The 19,251-nt window shown below is 42.3% G+C and carries 14 protein-coding genes; 8 read left to right on the forward strand and 6 right to left on the reverse strand.

What is annotated here, in order from left to right:
- The 3 genes from KGY70_04690 to KGY70_04700 all read left to right on the forward strand — a co-directional run.
- On the forward strand, positions 1-1,113 hold a 1,113-nt coding region (locus KGY70_04690; protein MBS3774459.1), incomplete at its 5' end, for an MFS transporter.
- Positions 1,114-1,241: 128 nt separating this feature from the next.
- Positions 1,242-2,135 (forward strand): DUF3078 domain-containing protein, encoded by an 894-nt coding sequence (locus KGY70_04695; GenBank protein ID MBS3774460.1) that lies wholly within the window; start codon positions 1,242-1,244, stop codon positions 2,133-2,135.
- Positions 2,136-2,161: 26 nt separating this feature from the next.
- Positions 2,162-2,560: a DUF2007 domain-containing protein gene (locus tag KGY70_04700; GenBank protein MBS3774461.1), complete on the forward strand. Its 399-nt coding sequence runs from the start codon at positions 2,162-2,164 to the stop codon at positions 2,558-2,560.
- On the opposite strand, the gene KGY70_04705 is transcribed toward KGY70_04700, so the two are convergent.
- Positions 2,552-4,030 (reverse strand): sodium:solute symporter, encoded by a 1,479-nt coding sequence (locus KGY70_04705; GenBank protein ID MBS3774462.1) that lies wholly within the window; start codon positions 4,028-4,030, stop codon positions 2,552-2,554. The genes KGY70_04700 and KGY70_04705 overlap by 9 nt on opposite strands.
- Before the next feature lie 237 nt (positions 4,031-4,267).
- Here KGY70_04705 and recR point away from each other — a divergent pair, with 237 nt between their 5' ends.
- Complete coding sequence (gene recR / locus KGY70_04710) at positions 4,268-4,897, forward strand: recombination mediator RecR (protein MBS3774463.1); 630 nt, start codon at positions 4,268-4,270, stop codon at positions 4,895-4,897.
- A gap of 26 nt (positions 4,898-4,923) precedes the next feature.
- A complete protein-coding gene (locus tag KGY70_04715) occupies positions 4,924-5,694 on the forward strand; it encodes a tetratricopeptide repeat protein (protein MBS3774464.1) in 771 nt (256 codons plus the stop codon).
- A gap of 35 nt (positions 5,695-5,729) precedes the next feature.
- On the opposite strand, the gene KGY70_04720 is transcribed toward KGY70_04715, so the two are convergent.
- The 3 genes from KGY70_04720 to KGY70_04730 all read right to left on the reverse strand — a co-directional run bounded on the left by KGY70_04720 (position 5,730) and on the right by KGY70_04730 (position 11,513).
- Positions 5,730-8,147, reverse strand: a complete 2,418-nt coding sequence (locus tag KGY70_04720) for a TonB-dependent receptor (protein ID MBS3774465.1) — start codon at positions 8,145-8,147, stop codon at positions 5,730-5,732.
- A 240-nt stretch (positions 8,148-8,387) separates the two neighbouring features.
- Entirely contained in the window at positions 8,388-9,416 is a 1,029-nt protein-coding gene (locus KGY70_04725; GenBank protein MBS3774466.1) for a hypothetical protein, read from the reverse strand.
- 102 nt (positions 9,417-9,518) lie between these two features.
- Positions 9,519-11,513, reverse strand: coding sequence for a Zn-dependent oligopeptidase (locus KGY70_04730; protein ID MBS3774467.1), 1,995 nt, complete (start codon positions 11,511-11,513; stop codon positions 9,519-9,521).
- Between the two features lie 222 nt (positions 11,514-11,735).
- Here KGY70_04730 and KGY70_04735 point away from each other — a divergent pair, with 222 nt between their 5' ends.
- The 3 genes from KGY70_04735 (at position 11,736) to KGY70_04745 (ending at position 16,020) form a co-directional block, all read left to right on the forward strand.
- Entirely contained in the window at positions 11,736-13,016 is a 1,281-nt protein-coding gene (locus KGY70_04735; GenBank protein MBS3774468.1) for a serine hydroxymethyltransferase, read from the forward strand.
- 115 nt (positions 13,017-13,131) lie between these two features.
- The gene (locus tag KGY70_04740; GenBank protein ID MBS3774469.1) at positions 13,132-13,893 is read left to right on the forward strand and encodes a sulfite exporter TauE/SafE family protein; all 762 of its coding nucleotides are present in this window, start codon (positions 13,132-13,134) and stop codon (positions 13,891-13,893) included.
- A gap of 120 nt (positions 13,894-14,013) precedes the next feature.
- Positions 14,014-16,020 carry a right-handed parallel beta-helix repeat-containing protein gene (locus KGY70_04745; protein MBS3774470.1) on the forward strand — a complete coding sequence of 669 codons (2,007 nt, stop codon included), beginning with the start codon at positions 14,014-14,016 and terminating at the stop codon, positions 16,018-16,020.
- A 61-nt stretch (positions 16,021-16,081) separates the two neighbouring features.
- Here the strand turns inward: KGY70_04745 and KGY70_04750 are convergent, their stop codons facing one another.
- Both KGY70_04750 and KGY70_04755 read right to left on the reverse strand, forming a co-directional pair.
- The gene (locus tag KGY70_04750) at positions 16,082-17,413 is read right to left on the reverse strand and encodes an MFS transporter (GenBank protein ID MBS3774471.1); all 1,332 of its coding nucleotides are present in this window, start codon (positions 17,411-17,413) and stop codon (positions 16,082-16,084) included.
- A gap of 413 nt (positions 17,414-17,826) precedes the next feature.
- Positions 17,827-19,248: a glutamate synthase subunit beta gene (locus KGY70_04755; GenBank protein MBS3774472.1), complete on the reverse strand. Its 1,422-nt coding sequence runs from the start codon at positions 19,246-19,248 to the stop codon at positions 17,827-17,829.
- Positions 19,249-19,251: the final 3 nt, after the last annotated feature.

A 19,251-nucleotide genomic window follows, 5' to 3' on the forward strand; every position in this document is an offset into this window, starting at 1 on the left:
ATGGCTGTAATCGGAGGAAGCCTCGTTGCTCCGATATTGCCTTCTATGATAGAGCCCCTGGGTACCACCCAGGAAATGGTGGGCCTGGTCATGAGCATATATACGCTCTTTGCCCTGTTTTCCACCCCCGTACACGGTGTGTTGGCAGATCGTTTCGGAAGGAAACGGGTGCTTGTGCCTGCTGCAGTTTTGTATGGGGCCTCCGGTTTTTCCATTGCCTTTACCGATGTTTTTTATGGGGTTCTTATCCTGCGTGCATTACAGGGGATTGGGGCTGCCGGAATGATGGGCCTTGGTGTAACTTTAATCGGTGATATTTTTAAGGAGAAAGCCAGGGCTACTGCTATGGGTTACCGAAGCAGCGCCCAATCGCTGGTGAATACGGCAATTCCTATTATTTCCGGCTCCATAGCTACCATCGCATGGTTCTATCCTTTTTATATTTATATCCTGGCAATTCCGCTGGCGATATTTATCTCTCTTAGACTGGAAGATACATCCATCCCCAATCAGTCTTCCATTAAAGATTATTTTAAGACCATCTTTTTGGTAATGAAAGACAAAAAAACCCTCTGGGTATATAGCTCCAATCTCTTTGTATTCATTTTCTTATTTTGTCTTATTGTGTATGGTCCTATTCTTGTAGTAGAGGAGCTGAATCTTTCCACAATGTACACTGGTATGTTGTTATCGGTTGGATCCCTCATTGCAGCCATTACCGCTTTCCAGTCGGGCAAGCTTTATTACCGTTTCCAGAAATATCAAATCGTTGCGTTGGGCTTTCTTCTTTGTGGTACCGGCTTGTTTCTCATATCCCTAGCTCTGAGCTTTATTTATCTTATATCCTGTATTGTGATATGGGGTGTTGGTTTTGGCCTGGTATTCCCAACCCTGAACACAACGGTGACCGAATTGGTTTCCTCTCATCTGAGGGCAGGTGTTGTCTCGGGTTTTACGGCCATGACCTATATCGGACAAACTATATCTCCTCCTCTGTTTGGATTTATATTGAATTTTTCAGATCTTGGAACCGTGTTTTTTATTGCCGCATTGTTGACTTTGCTCCCGTTTGGCTTTACATTGGTTATTCGTTTTGTTTACAGGAAAATATGACCGTTGTTTTTACCGGGTAATATATATGTTCACTTTTTATTGATAGAAAGTTGATTGTTAAATTTGTATTTCTCTCACGTTTGGTTTATTTTGTTCATTTTATTATAAACCAATAAATAAATTTAATTATGAATACCAGGCATTTATTCCTTTTAGTAATTTTTACGATTTTCAGTGTTTTGGCTCAAGCCCAGGAAAACGATGAGGATACGGTCAAAAACTGGAAAATAGGAGGCACAGGATCTCTAACCTTCTCTCAGGTTTCCTTTCAAAATTGGGCTGCCGGCGGTGAAAATTCTTATTCTTTAAATGGTTTTGTCAGCATGAATGCCAATTATAAGAGAGATAGATTAAGCTGGGAGAATTCGCTGGATATGGGGTATGGAATAGTCAGACAATCAGCCCTGGGCGTTAGGAAAAGTGATGATAAGCTGGAAGTGATGTCCAAATATGGATATAAAACCTCTTCCAACTGGTATTACAGCGGTTCATTTAATTTTAAGACCCAGTTCGATAAAGGTTACAAATACAATGAGGAAGAAGGTACCAAACAGCAAATTGCAGATTTTATGGCTCCGGCTTATACTTTGCTGTCCATAGGTATGGATTATAAGCCCAGTGATGCTTTCTCTTTAATGATATCGCCAGTTACCGGGAAAACCACGTTTGTGCTCGATGATAGCTTGTCCAGCAGAGGTGCATTTGGGGTAAAAGAAGGGAAAAAAATACGAAATGAGTTTGGTGGTTTTTTCAAGATAACATATAATCAGGACATCTGGGAAAACGTAACCCTTAATACCAAACTCGATTTATTTTCCAATTACCTGAAAGCCCCCCAAAACGTGGATGTAAACTGGCAAGTGTTGATTTCTATGAAAGTGAATGAATATCTGTCCGCCAACCTTAATACAACCCTGATTTACGATGATGATATCAATTATGTCAATGAAGAGGGTGTAGTGATGGGTCCACGGACACAGTTCAAGGAGGTTTTCGGAGCCGGGTTGTCTTATAAGTTTTAAAAAGAAGCTGAAGCACCATTTCATTTATGGAAAAATGGGTTACCATATTAACATTTAAGCACTCTACTGAAGCGCATTTGATTAAAACAAAGCTTGAATCACAGGGCATCCGTGTATTTCTTAAAAATGAATACACTGCTCAACTGGTTCCACATGCCTCTGAGCCTGCCAGTCCGATCAAAATGCGGATTCTTGAGAATGATGTTGATGAGGCGGTGAAAATATTGAAGGAGGGTGGTCATTTATCTGTAGAAAAGGAAGAGCCTCCCCGCAGTGCTTTAATACGTTCCATCGATGTTGTAACAGGAACGATTCCCGGTTTTCGCAATCAGCCACTCAAGCTTCGGGTAATACTGGCGGTTGCCATAGTATTGGTAATACTTGTGGTGATTTATTCGCTGCTTGCATTACCCGCCTCAGTCTGATTTTTCATCCTGCTTCTTATCTGAATCCCCTTTCTTTCTTAGCAAAAACAATCCGAGCAGGGTGAAGAATCCATTGACGATTAAGATTTCGAAGCCGAACTGGTATCCGTTGAAAAGGGTTTCCGAATTATAGCTAAGAATGCCGCAAATTATAGGGGAAAGTACCGCAACCACAGGAACCCATTTATCCCGAACTTTGTATTTTGTAAAAAGGCCAAAGGTATATAGCCCCAGCAGGGGACCATAGGTATATCCTGCCACCGTGAACAAGGCTGATATTACTGCCCTGTCATTGATTGCATTAAAGATAAGGATGATGATGACCAAAGCAATTGACATCCCTACATGCACTTTCTTTCTGAGGCGTTTGAGCGGTTTTTCTTTCATGCCTTTGGTGTTAAGGATATCTACGGTAAAGGAGGTGGTAAGGGCAGTGAGTGCTGAATCTGCGCTTGAATAAGCGGCGGCTACAATACCGATAAGGAAGAATATTCCTACTGCCGGAGTTAAATACCCCTGTGTGGCAATGATGGGAAACAGGTCATCTGACTGGTCGGGTAGGGGTATGCCTTCTCTTTTGGCATAGATGATCAGTAAGGCCCCCAAAGACATGAACATGAGATTCACCGGAATCAAAGCGATGCTGAACCAGTACATGTTCTTTTTTGCCTCTTTTATGTTACGGCAGCTCAGGTTCTTTTGCATCATATCCTGGTCAAGGCCTGTCATGGTAATGGCAATAAATGCTCCTGAAAGGAATTGCTTGATGAAATGGTATTCATTGTTCCAGTTCTCAATGAAAAATATCCTGGAATAAGTGCTGTCAGAAATGGTATGTACCATATCCGAAAAGTTCATGTTCAGTTCCTGGGTGATCATGTAAACTGTGATACCCACAGCAGTGAGCATGAATAAGGTCTGGAGGCTATCGGTCCAGATAATGGTGCGAATACCACCCTTAAAAGTATAAAGCCAGATCAGCAGGATGGTAATCACAACTGTAGCTTCGAAAGGTATGTTCCATTGGTTGAAAAGGGTTATTTGCAGTACGTTGGCAATAATGAAAAGACGGAAGGCAGCTCCTATTGTTCTGGAAAGCATAAAGAAAGATGCTCCTGCTTTGTAGGAGCTTTTGCCAAAGCGTGTTTCCAGATAGGTGTATATAGAAGTGAGGTTTAATCTGTAGTACAGGGGCATTAGTACATTGGCAATGGTAAAATATCCAAGAAGATATCCCAGAACAATCTGCATGTAGGAGAAACTGCTCTCCATCACGTATCCGGGGACAGATATGAAGGTTACCCCGGAAAGGGTAGCACTTATCATGCCGAATGCTACGATGTACCAGGGAGATTGGCGGTTGCCCAGAAAGAAGGTCAAATTGGTGGCGTTCTTGCTGGTAATGTAGGAAATAACCAATAGCAGGGCAAAATATCCGATGATGATGGTGAGCACTGTTGTTGGATGCATGGCCTGTAATTTGTAAATTAAAACCTATAGAAGGGCACAAGAATAATAAAAAAACAGTAAAACAAAGATGAGGAATGTAATAATTTATGATGATCAATAAAGCTAAAAAAACTGGTAGCCTTACTTTGACCAGAGTATTAAAAACCTGACCGGGATATGGGATGAAAACTATGAAAAGTTATCTCCTGTATTTAACAGGATATTTTTAATTTTGAGCTAAAAATTTCGGAGGATTACATGGAGCTTGAAAATTTTTCTTCCAAACTGTTGAAGGAAGCTGTGGACGAATTCGCCAAACTCCCGGGTATTGGAAGAAAGACAGCATTAAGGCTGGTCTTGCACTTGTTGAACCGGGAAAAAGAGGAAGTGAATCAGTTTGGGAATACCATCATCAAACTGCGTAGTGAGATAAAAAGGTGTAAATCATGTAACGTGATCTCAGATAATGAACTTTGCCCCATTTGTTCCGATAGCAACCGGGATCATTCATTGGTCTGTGTTGTTGAAAACAGCAGGGATGTGATGGCTATAGAGAGTACCCATCAATATCAGGGTATTTATCATGTGCTGGGAGGTATCATCTCTCCCATGGATGGTATAGGACCAGGTGATTTAAATATTGAAAATTTACATAACAAAATTGAGGATAAAACCGTACAAGAGATCGTGCTTGCATTAAGTACAACTATGGAAGGAGATACGACAAATTTCTTTCTTTATAAAAGGTTCAGGGATTACCCGGTTAAGATAACCACTATTGCCAGGGGAATATCTGTCGGTAATGATCTGGAGTTTGCCGATGAGTTGACTTTAGGTAAATCTATCGTTAACAGGACCTTATTTGAAAATACTTTGTCGTCGCAATAACAACAAAAAATCAATACATTGAATTTATGGATTGGAATCGTGTCAGATACATTGCTATATGTTTTTTTATCGGATTATTTTCATTGAGTTATCACGCATACTCCCAGAATGCTAATGCTATAGATTCTCTCATTGAAATGGGCGATGACATGGTGGACATGGAAGATTATAAAGCAGCGGAAGATAAGTACGATCAGGCGCTTGATATAAACGAAAACTATGTCCTTGCTTTAAAAGCTAAGATAAGGGTGTTGCTTCTGAGGGAGAAATATAACAGGGCACGAAGACTGGCTGAAAATTCGTTGGAAACGCATAAAGATCAACCTGCTTTTTATTTATATCTCGGGGAAGCATCAATTGGCAGAGAGCGTTATGAGGAGGCTATGGATCATTTGAATGATGCATTGGAAATTGTTGATGACACGGATTCGAAATTGTTGAACAGAATTTATGTTAACCTGGGGGCGGCGTATCAAAAACAGAATAATTTTGAAGAGGCCCTGAACCATTATTCAAAAGCACTGGATATTGATCAGACCAACCCCAATGTATTTTTATACCGGGGAAATTTGTATTATAAAAGGGAAGCGTATGAAGATGCCCTGGCCGATTTTAAAAAGGTTTTGGAGCTTGATCCCAACAACCATTTAGCCCAATACAATCTTGGGATGTGTTATTTCAGGCAGGGGGATAAATTAAATGCCTGCGATGCCTTTCATAATGCTTGTGAAATGGGGAATAAAAATGCCTGTAGAATGGTTGTTTCCAAATGTTTGAGAGAAAGCCAGTCTCAATAATTCTGTTTATTTATATTGCAGTAGTAACAAGTGAGTTAGAATTCAACGATTATGCCGAGAGAAGGCAAGATATTACCTGATGTTTCCAGGTCCAGTTGCTTCAGTACATAACGGCCCGGATTGTTCGGTTCAACCAAAGGCTCTCCTTCCTCATTTGTTTTTCTTATGAATACAGGCGGCTCATCAGCAGTAAAATCATATACATTTTGCACATCAAAGTACAACATCAGCGACCAGTTATCAAAGAAGTACTGCTTGTCAACTCTTAGATCAAGCTGATGAAAAGGGTTTAACCTTTTGGAATTTAGCCGGTCGTAGTCTGGGTATGCTCTGCCTCTGGCATCCCATGCGGCTATCTGAGCAGATTTTTGCCGGTCGAGAGGAGTGTAGGGTGAGCCTCCCACAAATCTCCATTTCATCCCGAGTTGCCAGTTATTCTTGAATTCCCGGGTTGCGGTCAGTTTAAGCAGATGCCTGTTATCCCATGAAGAAGGGATATAATTGCTGGTAACCTCAAGCTGGTTGTTGAGTTCTCTGAATTCACTTCTGACATAAGTATAGGAAAGGATCATATTGATATCGAAAAGATTCTGATGGCGAAAAAGCAATTCCAGTCCGTAGGCTCTGCCTTCTGCAACAGATTTAACTTCTTCATCACCATAAGAACCAAAATCATCTCCTTTATTGGCTATGGATATGGAATCGTCCAGCGAATAGGGATAATCGTTATAGTTTTTATAGAAGCCTTCAATACTTATTTTGGATTCATCATCGGGCAGGAATTGAATACCTCCCACCAGATGGTCTGCCGAAATATATTTCAATCCGTTTTGTTTGTTGATCAGATCACCCGCTTGGTTACTGAATCCAAGTGTGGTATAGGGTGGAAGCTGATAAAATCTGCCGGTGTTAAAGTTGAGCGACCATTCAGGCGCAAACTGGTAAGAAAGGGAAAATCTGGGGGATGCTTGATCAATCAGGTTGCTCATGCTTTCGGAATAGTTGTTGGCATCGGCCCGAATGCCTAAAGAAAGCGACAATTTTTCATTAAAATAACTCTTGCTGATCTGTCCGAAAAGATTCCACTGAAAAAAGTCCAGCGTACTGTTATAGTCAATGGTAAAGGGTTGGCCTCCTACAAAGGATTTTCTGAAAGTGTTGTTGGTATAGGATGCATATTCAAGGCCTAAACCGGCATTCATTCGGTAACCATTGGTGATTGTGGTATTTTCATACCGAAATTTTGTCTCGGCTTCATCCGAAGTATAATCCAGGCGTTTAAGAGAGTCCACTTCCTGATTGTTTTGATATTTATAAGATCTGTTTCTCAGATAGTTCCGGCTAAGTACCCAGGTGTCATTTCCGTTATCCCGATAGTGTTTGTAAACCGCTCCTATGGTATAGTTTCGCTGCGTGTTTACAGGAATATAGTCGAGGATATATTGCTGGGATTCGGTTTCGTTGGCATCTGTATTGAGATCAAAATCATCAATGGCTCCCAGTCCGATCAGCCTGAGCTCGTTTTTATCATTGAAGCGGGTTTTTGATTTGAACTGGAAATCATTGAAGGTAGGCAAAAACGGGAGTTCCAGGGCATCAAACAATAGTTGAAGATATGACCGCCGTGCCGAAAAAACAAAGGTGGTATTGTCACTGATCGGCCCGTCAAAGGTCAGGGAAGCTTCAGAAGCACCTATGGCACCCTGAACTTCAACATTATCTTTGTTTCCATTGATTTGCTTAAGCTCTAAAACCGAACTTAAGGCATTGCCCCGGTTGGATGGGAACGCTCCCGAGTAAAAATCTACTTCCCGGATAAAATCAACATTGATGATGCCCACGGGTCCTCCTGAAGCACCTTGGGTGGCGAAATGATTGATATTGGGGATTTCTACTTCATCCAGATAAAAACTGTTTTCACCGGGCCCTCCACCCCGAACAATGATATCATTTCTGAAGGAGACACTGGATGCAACTCCCGGGAAAGACTGTATTACCCTTGAAATATCTCTGTTCGCACCGGGACTTTTTTCGATCTGTTCTACACCAATACGACGCATTGAAACCGGACTTTCCTTATCCAAACGAAAGGGAGAGGCTGTAATCCTCACTTCTTCAATTTCTTCGCTCTTTTCACTGAGGGGTATCTCAATATAAGCGGGTCTGGCGTTGGTCACCATAAAAGATTCGGTAATATAGGTTTCATATCCTACAGAGGAGACTTTTAGCTCCACGTAGCCAGGTTCTATCCCAGTAAATTTGAATTCACCGTCAATATCGGAAGCCGTGCCGATATCGGTTTGCCGGATAATTATGTTGGCAAAGGGAACAGGCTCATTGTTTTTGGCATTGTAAATTTTTCCTTTGATCACTCCATTTCCCGATTGTGCAAAAGCATTTAATCCGATTCCGGTGAAAAATGATAATAGTCCCAATAATGCGATTCGGCGCATATTTCTTGTATATATTTTTATTGTATATTATACAAGGAGCTACTTACCTTTGTTTAAAAATCAGATATAAAAACATAAACAATCAGTTTGGTTATACCCACTTTCCATGAAAAAGGCTATCGGCTTATCATTCCTGCATAAAGACGTGATTCGGCAGGCATGTAATCGAAAATAAAAAGCGGGAAACACATGCTTGCTGTGCTTCCCGCTTACTTGAAAATTATACCTTATAAGTTGTTGTTATCGAAGGGACTGAGTTTTATTTTCTTTCTTTTTCTCTAATTCAGGTTCTTTCATCGTATATCTCATTCTTCTTTTAAGGGTCCACTCCTGATCATTGTTGTCCCAGCGGTATGTTAGCTCTTCCTTCAATTCGCCTTCTTCGTTGTATTCCAACTTTACTTGTCTTCTATTATTCCATTCTTTTGCAGCATAATCATAGTGCTGAAGTATTTCGCTCGATTTTTTTCTCTTTTCATAATCTATCAGATATCGTATTCCGTTGATATAGTCTTCAAGGCTTTCGTTCCAGGTAGCCCTGCTTTCCATTGTCTTTTGACCTCTATAATTGTGTTTCATTTCATACCTGCCCTTCTTTTGCCATTCCCGGGCGCTTCTGTTCCAGCCTTCAACAAGGGCAGCATGGGGATATCTTGATCCGTCATACTGAAAGAGATATCTTTGATGGTTGTACCAGCGATCCGCTTCGGGTTCATAAGCCTTGATTACAATATTGCTTCTTTCCCCCATTCTGTTGTAATCCATTAAATAGCGGGTAATATTGACCCATCGGCCAACTGCTTTTTTCCATTCCTGGTAAAGCACTTCACTCTTATTCCCCCGGTTATCATAAGTCAGGGTTCTAAGCTGCAGGTTAACCCAGTCGTTTCTTGTCGTATCCCATTCCTGTTCAAGAATTTCAACTGGTTTCTCGCTCTCGTTATAGCTTTGTATTGTTCTTTGATGGTTGACGAATTCATAATCCGCGGGATTCCATCTTTGATTCAGCTCAGCAAGCAGGCTTTGGTTCTGTTTGAAAAATTTCAAATTTCTTCCGTAAAGATCCCATCTGCTGGAATCCTGATTCCATTCCCACGTGTATGAAGTATCAATATTTTCCATTCCTACCCGCTGGATAAGAGAGTCTCTTCTATATATCTCTTCTTCAATTTCTTCCTGGGCTGCAGCGGGGTTAAGCCCTAATGTAAGGATAACAATAGCCGTTACGGCTCCCACTCCATATTTTAAGATTTGATTGTATTTTATCATAATAATCCTCTTTTTTTTAACTTATTAATCTCTGGTTTTCGTTTGTTTAACGATTATAATCTTTACCTTATTACAACAAAAGACCAAATTTGTTTATTGAGTTTACTTCATTCCTATTGATTCCAGAAATGCATCGTAACCGGGCTCTCTGCCCAGGAATTCTCTGACTATCCTGGATTCCTCTCTTGAAGCACCTCTTTCAAGTACTTCTTTTTTGAGCTTCTCACCCAACCGGGCGTTAAAATTCCCGCTTTTCCTGAATAGTGAGAACATGTCTTCAGCATACACCTTAGCCCACATGTAACCATAGTAACCTGCCGCATAACCGTATAGATGGCCGAAACCGGCCTCAAAATGTGTATCTTCCATATAATCAAACAAAGTGATGTTGTTTTGTAACTCTTTTACTACTTCAGTAGTACTTCTGAAGTCATTATCGGGATCATAGCGATCGTGAAAGGTCATATCCAGCATTGCATAAAATATTTGCTGGAGGACAAAGAGGCCAGAATCCACATTTTTTGTATCCAACATTTTCTGATGCAATGCTTTAGGTAACTTTTCTCCTGTTTGATCATGCTGTGCAAATTTATTCAGGGATTCATATTCCCATGCCCAGTGTTCAAACAGTTGAGAGGGTACTTCAACGAAATCTCTTTTTGTACTTGTCCCTGATTGTGCGGATAAGGGAGCTTTTGTCAGTAAATCGTGCATCAGATGCCCAAATTCATGAAAAAGGGTTACCACATCGGAATGCGGCAGCAATGCAGGCGATTCTTTCGTGGGGCGTGGAAAGTTGGTTACCAGGGTGGCTGTGGGCTTCTGGTATCCTTTTTCTGTTTCTTTGCCCGGAATGATAGTGAAACACGCGGCATGATTGAATTTATTATCACGGGGGAAAAGATCCATGTAGAACCTTCCCCTTAGTTGACCTTCCGAATATACTTCAAATAATCTGACGTCTTCATGCCATACAGAGGGATTTTCAACTTCCTTGAATTCCAGACCGAAGAGCTTACCGGCTACTTCAAACAGCCCCCTGATCACCCGGTCTAGCTCAAAATAACGCTTGACTTGTTCATCATCGAGTTGATAATCCTCCCGTAATAATAATGTTTTGTAGTATGTAGCCTCCCAGGGTTCTATTTTCTGCGGATTTCCTTCAGTTTTTTGTTTCTTTTTGTCCAGCAGTTTCTCATAATCCTCCCTGGCTTTTTCATATACCTTATCCCGGAGGGTCTGTTCAAAGTCCCAGACTGCTGAAGGGTTTTCAGCCATTCTATTTTCCAGTATATAGGCGGCGTAAGACCCATAACCCAGTAAGCGTGAAAGCTTTTTTCTTTTTTTTAGAAGGTTAATCAGCACTTCCAGATTCTTGTCCGAAGCAATATTCTTGAATCTTCTGGATAGTTCCTTTCTTGCCCTGTCAGATTCGGAATATTTCATGAATGGAAAGTAGGAGGGATAGGTGAGATCAATTTTATAGTTGCCATCTTCGGTTTTTCGGGCTTGCTTGTAGTCTTCGGGCAGCCCTTCCATTTCCTTTTCACCAACAATCAGTGAATCCTGATAGGCAGTGATATTGGATTCGAACTGAATGCCCAGCTCTGATATTTCGTCCTGGATTTTTTTGATCTCCGTGCGTTTTTCCTCTGGCAGTCCCAGTCCGTTTTGTTCAAAATCGCGGATGGTATCATCCAGAAACTTTTTTGCTGCTTCTTCAAGACGGGTTGCTTCTTCAGTTTGGGAATAGTCTTTAATGGCCTGATAAAGCTCTACATCCATTTTGATTCTGTTCTCCAGCCTGCTTAGTTCTTTGATGCTGTTCAAAGATTCCTCCCGTATTTCCGCTCCGGGATGAACATAAGCCATAAGGAAAATGGACGAGTGAACCCGTTCAAGTTCATTGATCAGATCGTCAAAACGTCTGAGTGTATTGTGATAAGTACGTTGCTCTTTTTTATCGTCTGTTATTTCCCGGATAATCTTTTCAACGTAAGAGATGGTTTCATCTTTAGCCTCTTTTATTTGCCCGGCAGTTAGATTGTTAAAATCAATGCTTTCATTGAACTCCGGGAAAAGCACATTCGTTTTCATTTTCTGTTATTGTTTTGCTTTGATCAATATTTTTTGCAAAGTTGTATATTTTACAGGAAGGTACAATGAAAGTGTTTGTTGGTTCACTGATACTTTAAAATACCTTTGCAAATAGTCGTTTCATTATATATGTTAAGTAAAAAACGGGCTAATTTTTTTTATTCATAGATTAAATAAGTAATTTTGACCTGAACTGTTTTCAGAAAACAAAATTTTTCGATTATGAAAAGAGACACCAAAATTTTTGATTTAATTGAACAGGAACGGCAACGTCAGTTAAATGGGATTGAATTGATTGCTTCCGAGAACTTTGTAAGTGAGCAAGTGCTGGAAGCCATGGGTTCCTGCATGACCAACAAGTATGCTGAAGGTTATCCCGGCAGACGGTATTACGGTGGTTGTGAAGTAGTAGACCAGTCAGAACAACTTGCCATAGATCGGGTTAAGGAATTATTCAATGCAGAGTATGCCAATGTTCAGCCTCATTCAGGGGCACAGGCCAATGCTGCTGTATTTCTGGCAACATTGAACCCGGGCGATACCATAATGGGACTGGATCTTTCCCATGGCGGGCATTTAACTCATGGATCACCGGTTAACCTTTCGGGTAAGCTTTACCATGCTGTATCCTACAGCGTGAAAGAGGATACGGGTCTTGTTGACTATGACCAGATGGAGGAAATAGCTAAAAAAGAGAAACCTAAGCTAATTATTGGCGGGGCATCAGCCTATTCCCGTGACTGGGATTATAAACGCATGCGGGAAATCGCTGATGATGTAGGTGCCATTTTCATGGTGGATATGGCTCATCCTGCGGGCCTGATTGCAGCCGGTTTGCTTGAAAATCCACTGGAATATGCCCATATTGTTACGTCAACAACCCATAAAACCCTGCGGGGACCCAGAGGAGGTATTATACTGATGGGCAAAAACTTTGAAAATCCCTGGGGAATAACAACCAAAAAAGGCACTGTGAGAAAAATGTCAGGCCTGCTGAACTCAGCGGTATTTCCCGGTACTCAGGGTGGTCCTTTGGAGCACGTCATTGCTTCGAAGGCAGTGGGATTTGCAGAGGCTCTTGAACCGGAATTCAAGGATTATCAGCAGCAGGTTCAGAAGAATGCCCGCGTAATGGCAGAACAATTCGATGAGAAAGGATATAAGGTGATTTCCGGTGGAACGGATAACCACTCCATGTTGATTGATCTGCGAACAAAAGTTCCCGATGTAAGCGGAAAAGATGTGGAAGATGCGCTTATTAAGGCAGACATTACCATTAATAAGAATATGGTTCCGTTTGACTCCAGGCCACCGTTGAAAACCTCCGGCATGCGGCTGGGAACTGCTGCAATAACTACACGGGGGATCAAGGAAGATAAGATCAAACTGGTGGTGGAATATATTGACGATATCATTACCAATATTGAGGATGGAAATGTGATCCAGGATATCAAATGGAAGGTTCATGAAACGATGAATCAGTATCCGTTGTTTGCCTATTAAAAAAGGGGTTGGATTGTTGTATTATTAAGGGGGTTAGTTGGTAACCCCCTTTTTAAATGGTATTTATTGGTTATATAGTGTCTGTCAGTCTAAAATGCTTTGAATTTATTTGAATATGGAGTGGTATCTCGTTCTTGCCGTAATCGGAGTAGGTTTTTTTGCCGGATTCATCAATACCCTTGCCGGTAGCGGGTCTCTGTTAACCCTTCCTATGCTCATGTTTTTGGGATTGCCTGCCAATGTGGCCAATGGAACCAACCGGATTGCGATTTTTCTGCAGAATGTGGTTGGAGTAAGCAGTTTCCGGCAACAAAAAGTATTGAATGTTCGGATGGGATTATGGCTTGCACTGCCGGCTGTAGCCGGTTCTTTGCTGGGTGCCCAGATTGCAATTGGGCTTGAAGAATCGGTTATGGAGCGGGTCATTGGAATTTTACTGATCGCCATGTTCTTTCTGATCCTTTACAAGCCTGCTCAATGGGTAAAAGATCAGGCCGGACTTGTAAGGTCAAAACCCACCATGCTTCAGTTTATCATCTTTTTTTTAATTGGCATATACGGAGGATTTATTCAGGCCGGGGTTGGGATTTTTCTTCTGGCCGGTCTGGTACTTGGAGCCGGCCTTGATGTAGTGAAGGCCAATGCCATAAAATTGCTGATCATATTGATTTATACTCCTTTTGCCCTGGCTATTTTTTTCATGAACGATCAGGTTAACTGGAAGATAGGGCTGATTCTGGCCCTCGGGAATATGCTTGGTGCTTTTGTAGCATCCAGATTTGCCGTATCATGGGGTGCCAGATATGTGCGATATATACTGCTTGTGGTAATTTTTGGATCTGCATTGAAGCTGCTTGGGGTATTTGGTTTTATCTAATTTATAGCCTATCTTTAAAGAAGAAACTATACTAGAAAACAACTTATTATCTGTAAATTATAAAAATGCACCAGCCCAATGCGCCTATCTAAAGTCTCCGTTTCTCAAAAAACCAGGAGGTTGAAAACAACTGTTTTTGTTTCGCTTTTATTCATGAGTATTATAACTCAGGGTATCGCCCAGTCTGATAAGACGGAGATATTTGTCTCACCTCAGGGCAGCGATACCTATTCAGGTACTGAAGCCAAACCTTTCAGAACCCTTGAGCAAGCCCGTGATGCCGCACGCAGTATCAATCGTGAAAAAAAGGTAATTATCTCGTTAAGAGGTGGCATTTATGCACGAGATAAAGTCTTTGAGCTGACTACTGAGGATTCGGGAAATGAAAGAAATCCGATCGTTTACCGTGGATATCCCGGAGAAGATGTCCGGATTATTGGAGGCAAGGCTGTATCAGATTGGGAAAAGGTATCTGATAAAGCGGTTCTGGAGCTTCTCCCGTCTGAGGCCCGTGATCAGGTAGTTCGGGCCGACCTGAAATCACTTGATATTAATAATTATGGACAGGTAAAAGACGACGGGCTAGAGCTATTTTTTCAGGAAAAGCCTATGACTTTAGCACGGGGACCTAACGAGGGCTTTATGAAGATCACCGGTCTTGTGGAACCGGGCACACGCAATGTACATGGAATAGAAGGAAGCAAAACCGGTAAATTCATGTACGAAGGCGAACGGCCTGAACGCTGGATAGGAGAAAAGGATGCCTGGGTTCATGGCTACTGGTTCTGGGATTGGTCCGATCAGCGTCATGCAATAAAATCTTTAGATACTGCCAAACAGATCATCTCCGTAGAACCTCCTTATCACAACTATGGATATCGAGTGGGGCAGTGGTTTTATGGATTTAATATCCTGGCGGAGCTTGACCGGCCAGGCGAATATTATGTGGACCGGGAGGAGGGGATGCTCTATTTTTGGCCGCCCGCGAGCATTGATAGCGGGGATGCGGTGGTTTCTTTAATTCCAGGCCTGATAGAAACCAATGATGTTTCCCATGTGCGGGTTAGGGGAGTTACACTTGAAGCCTGCCGGGAAACGGCTGTTGTAATACATGGAGGAACTCAAAACCATATCATTGACTGTATTATCAGAAATGTTGGAGATTATGCCGTCCAAATTTCAGATGCTACTGAAAGTGGTGTTTACGGCTCTGAGATATACGGGACCGGTGAAGGAGGTGTTTCTCTGAATGGTGGAAGCCGCAAAACCCTTACTCCCGCCAATCTATATGTTTATAATACACATATTCACCATTACGCCCGATGGAACCGCATGTATACTCCTGCTGTCAGCCTTAGCGGAGTAGGTAACCTTATTGCCCACAATCATTTTCACCATGCTCCCCATATGGCCATTGGTTTTAGCGGAAACAACCACATCATTGAATTTAACGAGATCCATGATGTTTGCCTCGAATCCAATGATGCAGGAGCCATTTATGCAGGCAGGGACTGGACGATGCGCGGCACGGTGATTCGCCACAACTACCTTCATGATATTAATGGATTCAAGTCTGAGGGTGCAGTGGGAGTGTATCTGGATGACATGTTCTGTGGCACCAGGATATCCGGTAATGTGTTCTATAATGTGACACGCGCTGCATTTATCGGGGGTGGTAGAGATAATGTGGTTGAGAATAACATCTTTGTGAACTGTCGGAATGCCATGCACATGGATGCCCGTGCACTGGGCTGGGCAAGCTACCATGTGAATACCACGATGAAGGAACGTCTAAATGCCATGCCCTATCAATCTGAAATATGGCGCAAGCACTATCCCGGGCTTGTGGATATTCTCGAGGATGAACCGGCCGCTCCCAAAGGAAATATAGTCCGGCAAAATATCTTTGTGGGAAAGAACTGGAACGATATTAATGAAAAGGCCAGGCAATACCTTCTTTTTAAGGATAATCTTGTCAACAAGGATCCCCATTTTGTGGGCAAACCACCGGAGAATTTCCAGTTGGATGATGATTCTCCAGCCTATGAGCTTGGATTTGAACCGATCCCCTTAGAAAGTATCGGTATAGAAGCGGATAAGTATCCGGAGTACCTTCAGTCAAAATAATTTTATTGGTATTTAGGTAATTATGGTGAGCGTGGGTTAAATAAATGGTAGAATAATTGAGCTAAATATTTCTGTTTACATTCTCTGCTTTAAAGGATAGCATCAGCAACACAAACACGATGCCCAGACAAATGAATGCACTGGCCGTGTAACGACCGGTAAGGTCATGCGACAGACTAAAAAAATAAGGGCCGATAGAACTGGCCACAACTGACCATCCCAGAACATAACCGGAAATAGAGCCAAGATGGCCTATCCCAAAGAAGCGTGGCCAGGTAACATTCGAAATGACACTGAACAGGCCCATTGAAATTCCATAACCTATGATAACAAGCCAATATCCTACAGGTAACGGTTTTAGTAGAACTATTGACAGAAGGAGGAGTAACAAACCGCTCAGATGTGCCATTAAAAGATATTTAAGTTTGGTAAAATCACTCAACCAGCTACTGCTAAAGTTCAATACGACGGATATAATGGAACCGGGAAGAAAAACAGAAACGGCTTTTTCCTGACTCAAGTCTGCTACCTCAAAAATTGATGCAATATGAAAGGTTAACGCGGTAATGACCAGTGCATGTATAGCAAGGGAGAGATTGAACACCCAGAATGAATAGGTTCTGATTGCCTCCTTTAAGGTGAAATCTTTTAACCTGGGCGTAGATTTTGATTTCTCTTTGGCCAGATACTTTTTTGTGCCGTCAACGTTACAATTGCATTGTTCCGGATTGTCCCTGTAAAATACGAAAACCAACAGCGGAAACCCCACACCCGCGATAAGTGCGGTAATCAGCCAGGTATCCCTCCAGCCTACTGCATTGATGCCCTCGTTGAATATCTGGGGTGACAGGGAAAAGGAAAATGCAACAAATACGCCCAGAAAACCATTGGCCAGCCCCCTGCGGTTCTCGAACCACTTCATCACCATGTTCCTGCTGGTCATGGTAAGTACGCCCTGGCCAAAAAATCGAAGGGTGAAAAATCCAATAACACAGAGTATAATCGTAATGATGGTCTTATTGAGCACCGGCAATGCCTGGCTGATTGAACTGGCTATAAAATTCAGATGGGTTAAATATACCAGTACAATTCCAATCATTACGGCAGCCAATATGGCAATGATCCTTGCCCCGTATATATCATAAAGTTTACCGGCCCTTCCGATAATAAGCCCGCTGACAAGTGTTCCGCCCATGTATGCCATGCTAAGCTGGTTTCTCGTCAGTCCGTAATCTTCTATTAGATAATCGGTAAAGGCCGAAACACCAAGAGTCTGCCCCGGTACACTCATCACAAAACCAATGATGCCTACAAAAAGTACCATCCAGGCATACGGAAAAGGAAACCTGGAGGGGTCAAACGGCACTCCCGGCTTGATATATTCTTTTCTCATACAATATGCATTTGGCTCTGCAAAGAAAACAAAAGATCAGAATCCGGATAATTTTATTGGGGAAAAGTTTTTGTAATACATTCCAGCTATAGAAAAGACAAAAAAGTGTTTTTTCAGGATAATTTGAATATTACGGTGAGTAGAACCAGGATGGCAAACCCGATGTTCATAAAGGTAAACAGAGTAGATAGATAAATGGTTATTGTTAAATTTTTGGAACACAGATGACACGGATCGGACGGATTTACACTGATTAATATAATCCGTGTTTATCCGTATAATCCGTGTCATCTGTGTTCTAATATTTATTCACTACTATTTTCGTCTTACCGTCTTTCCATTTTCTCGTTCTTTCGTTCTTTCGTGCTCTCGTTCTTTTCGCTCCCTCGCCCCCTTGCGCTATCGTTCTTTCGTTATAGGTCAAGATACGCATCAATATTCCTTGCTGCCAGTATACCTGAATATATAGCTGTTACGACAAGATTTGCTCCCTCCGTTGCATCGCCCGCAACAAACACTTTGTCGACCGAGGTTTGCTGCATATCCTCTCTTTTAACATTTCCACGCTCATCGTATTCTACATTCAGGCTGTTCAATAAACCTTCATGGACGGGATGGACAAAACCCATAGCCAGCAGTACCAGATCGGCCTTAATGGTTCTTTTGCTCGATTCAATTTCTTTCATCTGCATCCGGCCATTTTTATCCTTTTGCCAGGTAATATCGACAATTTCGATTTCTTTCACCCTGTTATCCGAGCCGATAAATCTTTTGCTGGCCACGCTCCATATACGTTGACAGCCTTCTTCATGGGACGATGAGGTCTTTAGAGTTTTTTGCGGCCAGGGCCAGTTGGGATTGGAACCCTTATTATCCGGTGGTTTGGGTAAAATTTCCAACTGGGTAATGCTTTGGGCTCCCTGGCGGTTTGCTGTGCCCACACAATCGGAGCCTGTATCTCCTCCGCCTATGACAACCACATGTTTGTTTTTGGCATGGATTGCAGTCTCCCCGTTTGATGGATGTTTTCGCGCCAACCTGTTTTGATTGGAAAGAAAATCCATGGCAAAGTAAATACCTTGCAGTTCGCGCCCGGGTATCTTCAGATCTCTGGGCTCCCGGGCACCTAAAGCCAGGCAGATGGCATCAAATGAATGCAGCAAATCCCTGGCAGAGATATCTTTCCCCACTTCCACACTTGTACGGAATGAAATACCTTCCTGTTCCAGTAGGTTCAATCTGCGGTCAATTATCTTTTTGTTCAGCTTAAAGTCGGGTATTCCGTAACGTAAAAGACCTCCTGCCGCATCATCCTTTTCAAATACTTCTACCCGGTATCCTATGCGATTGAGTCTGGCAGCAGCAGATAATCCTGCAGGACCGGATCCGATGACGGCCACTTTTTTATTTCTACGGAGCAAAGGCGGGCGGGGTTTGATAAGTCCGTCCGCAAATGCACGTTCTACTATCGAGGCTTCGTTTTCACGGATGGTGACCGAATCGTCATTAATGGCTAGTGTACAACTGATTTCACAGGGAGCAGGGCAAACCCTTCCGGTGAATTCTGGAAAGTCGTTCGTTGCATGAAGTATATCACTGGCTTCTTGCCAGTCACCCCGATAAATGGCGTCCTGCCAGTCGGGTATATTGCTATGCACCGGGCAGGCCCAGTGGCAAAACGGAACTCCGCAATCCATACACCTGGAAGCCTGTAGTTTACGGTCTTCAGTGTTTAATGTCTGTTCCACTTCTCCATAATCATGAATGCGGTCATGTATGGGCCGGTTTCCGGCTTCTTTCCTTCTTATTTTGATGAATCCTTTTGGGTCTCCCATGGC

It is taken from the genome of Bacteroidales bacterium (genome assembly GCA_018334875.1).
GTDB lineage: Bacteria > Bacteroidota > Bacteroidia > Bacteroidales > UBA12077 > JAGXLC01.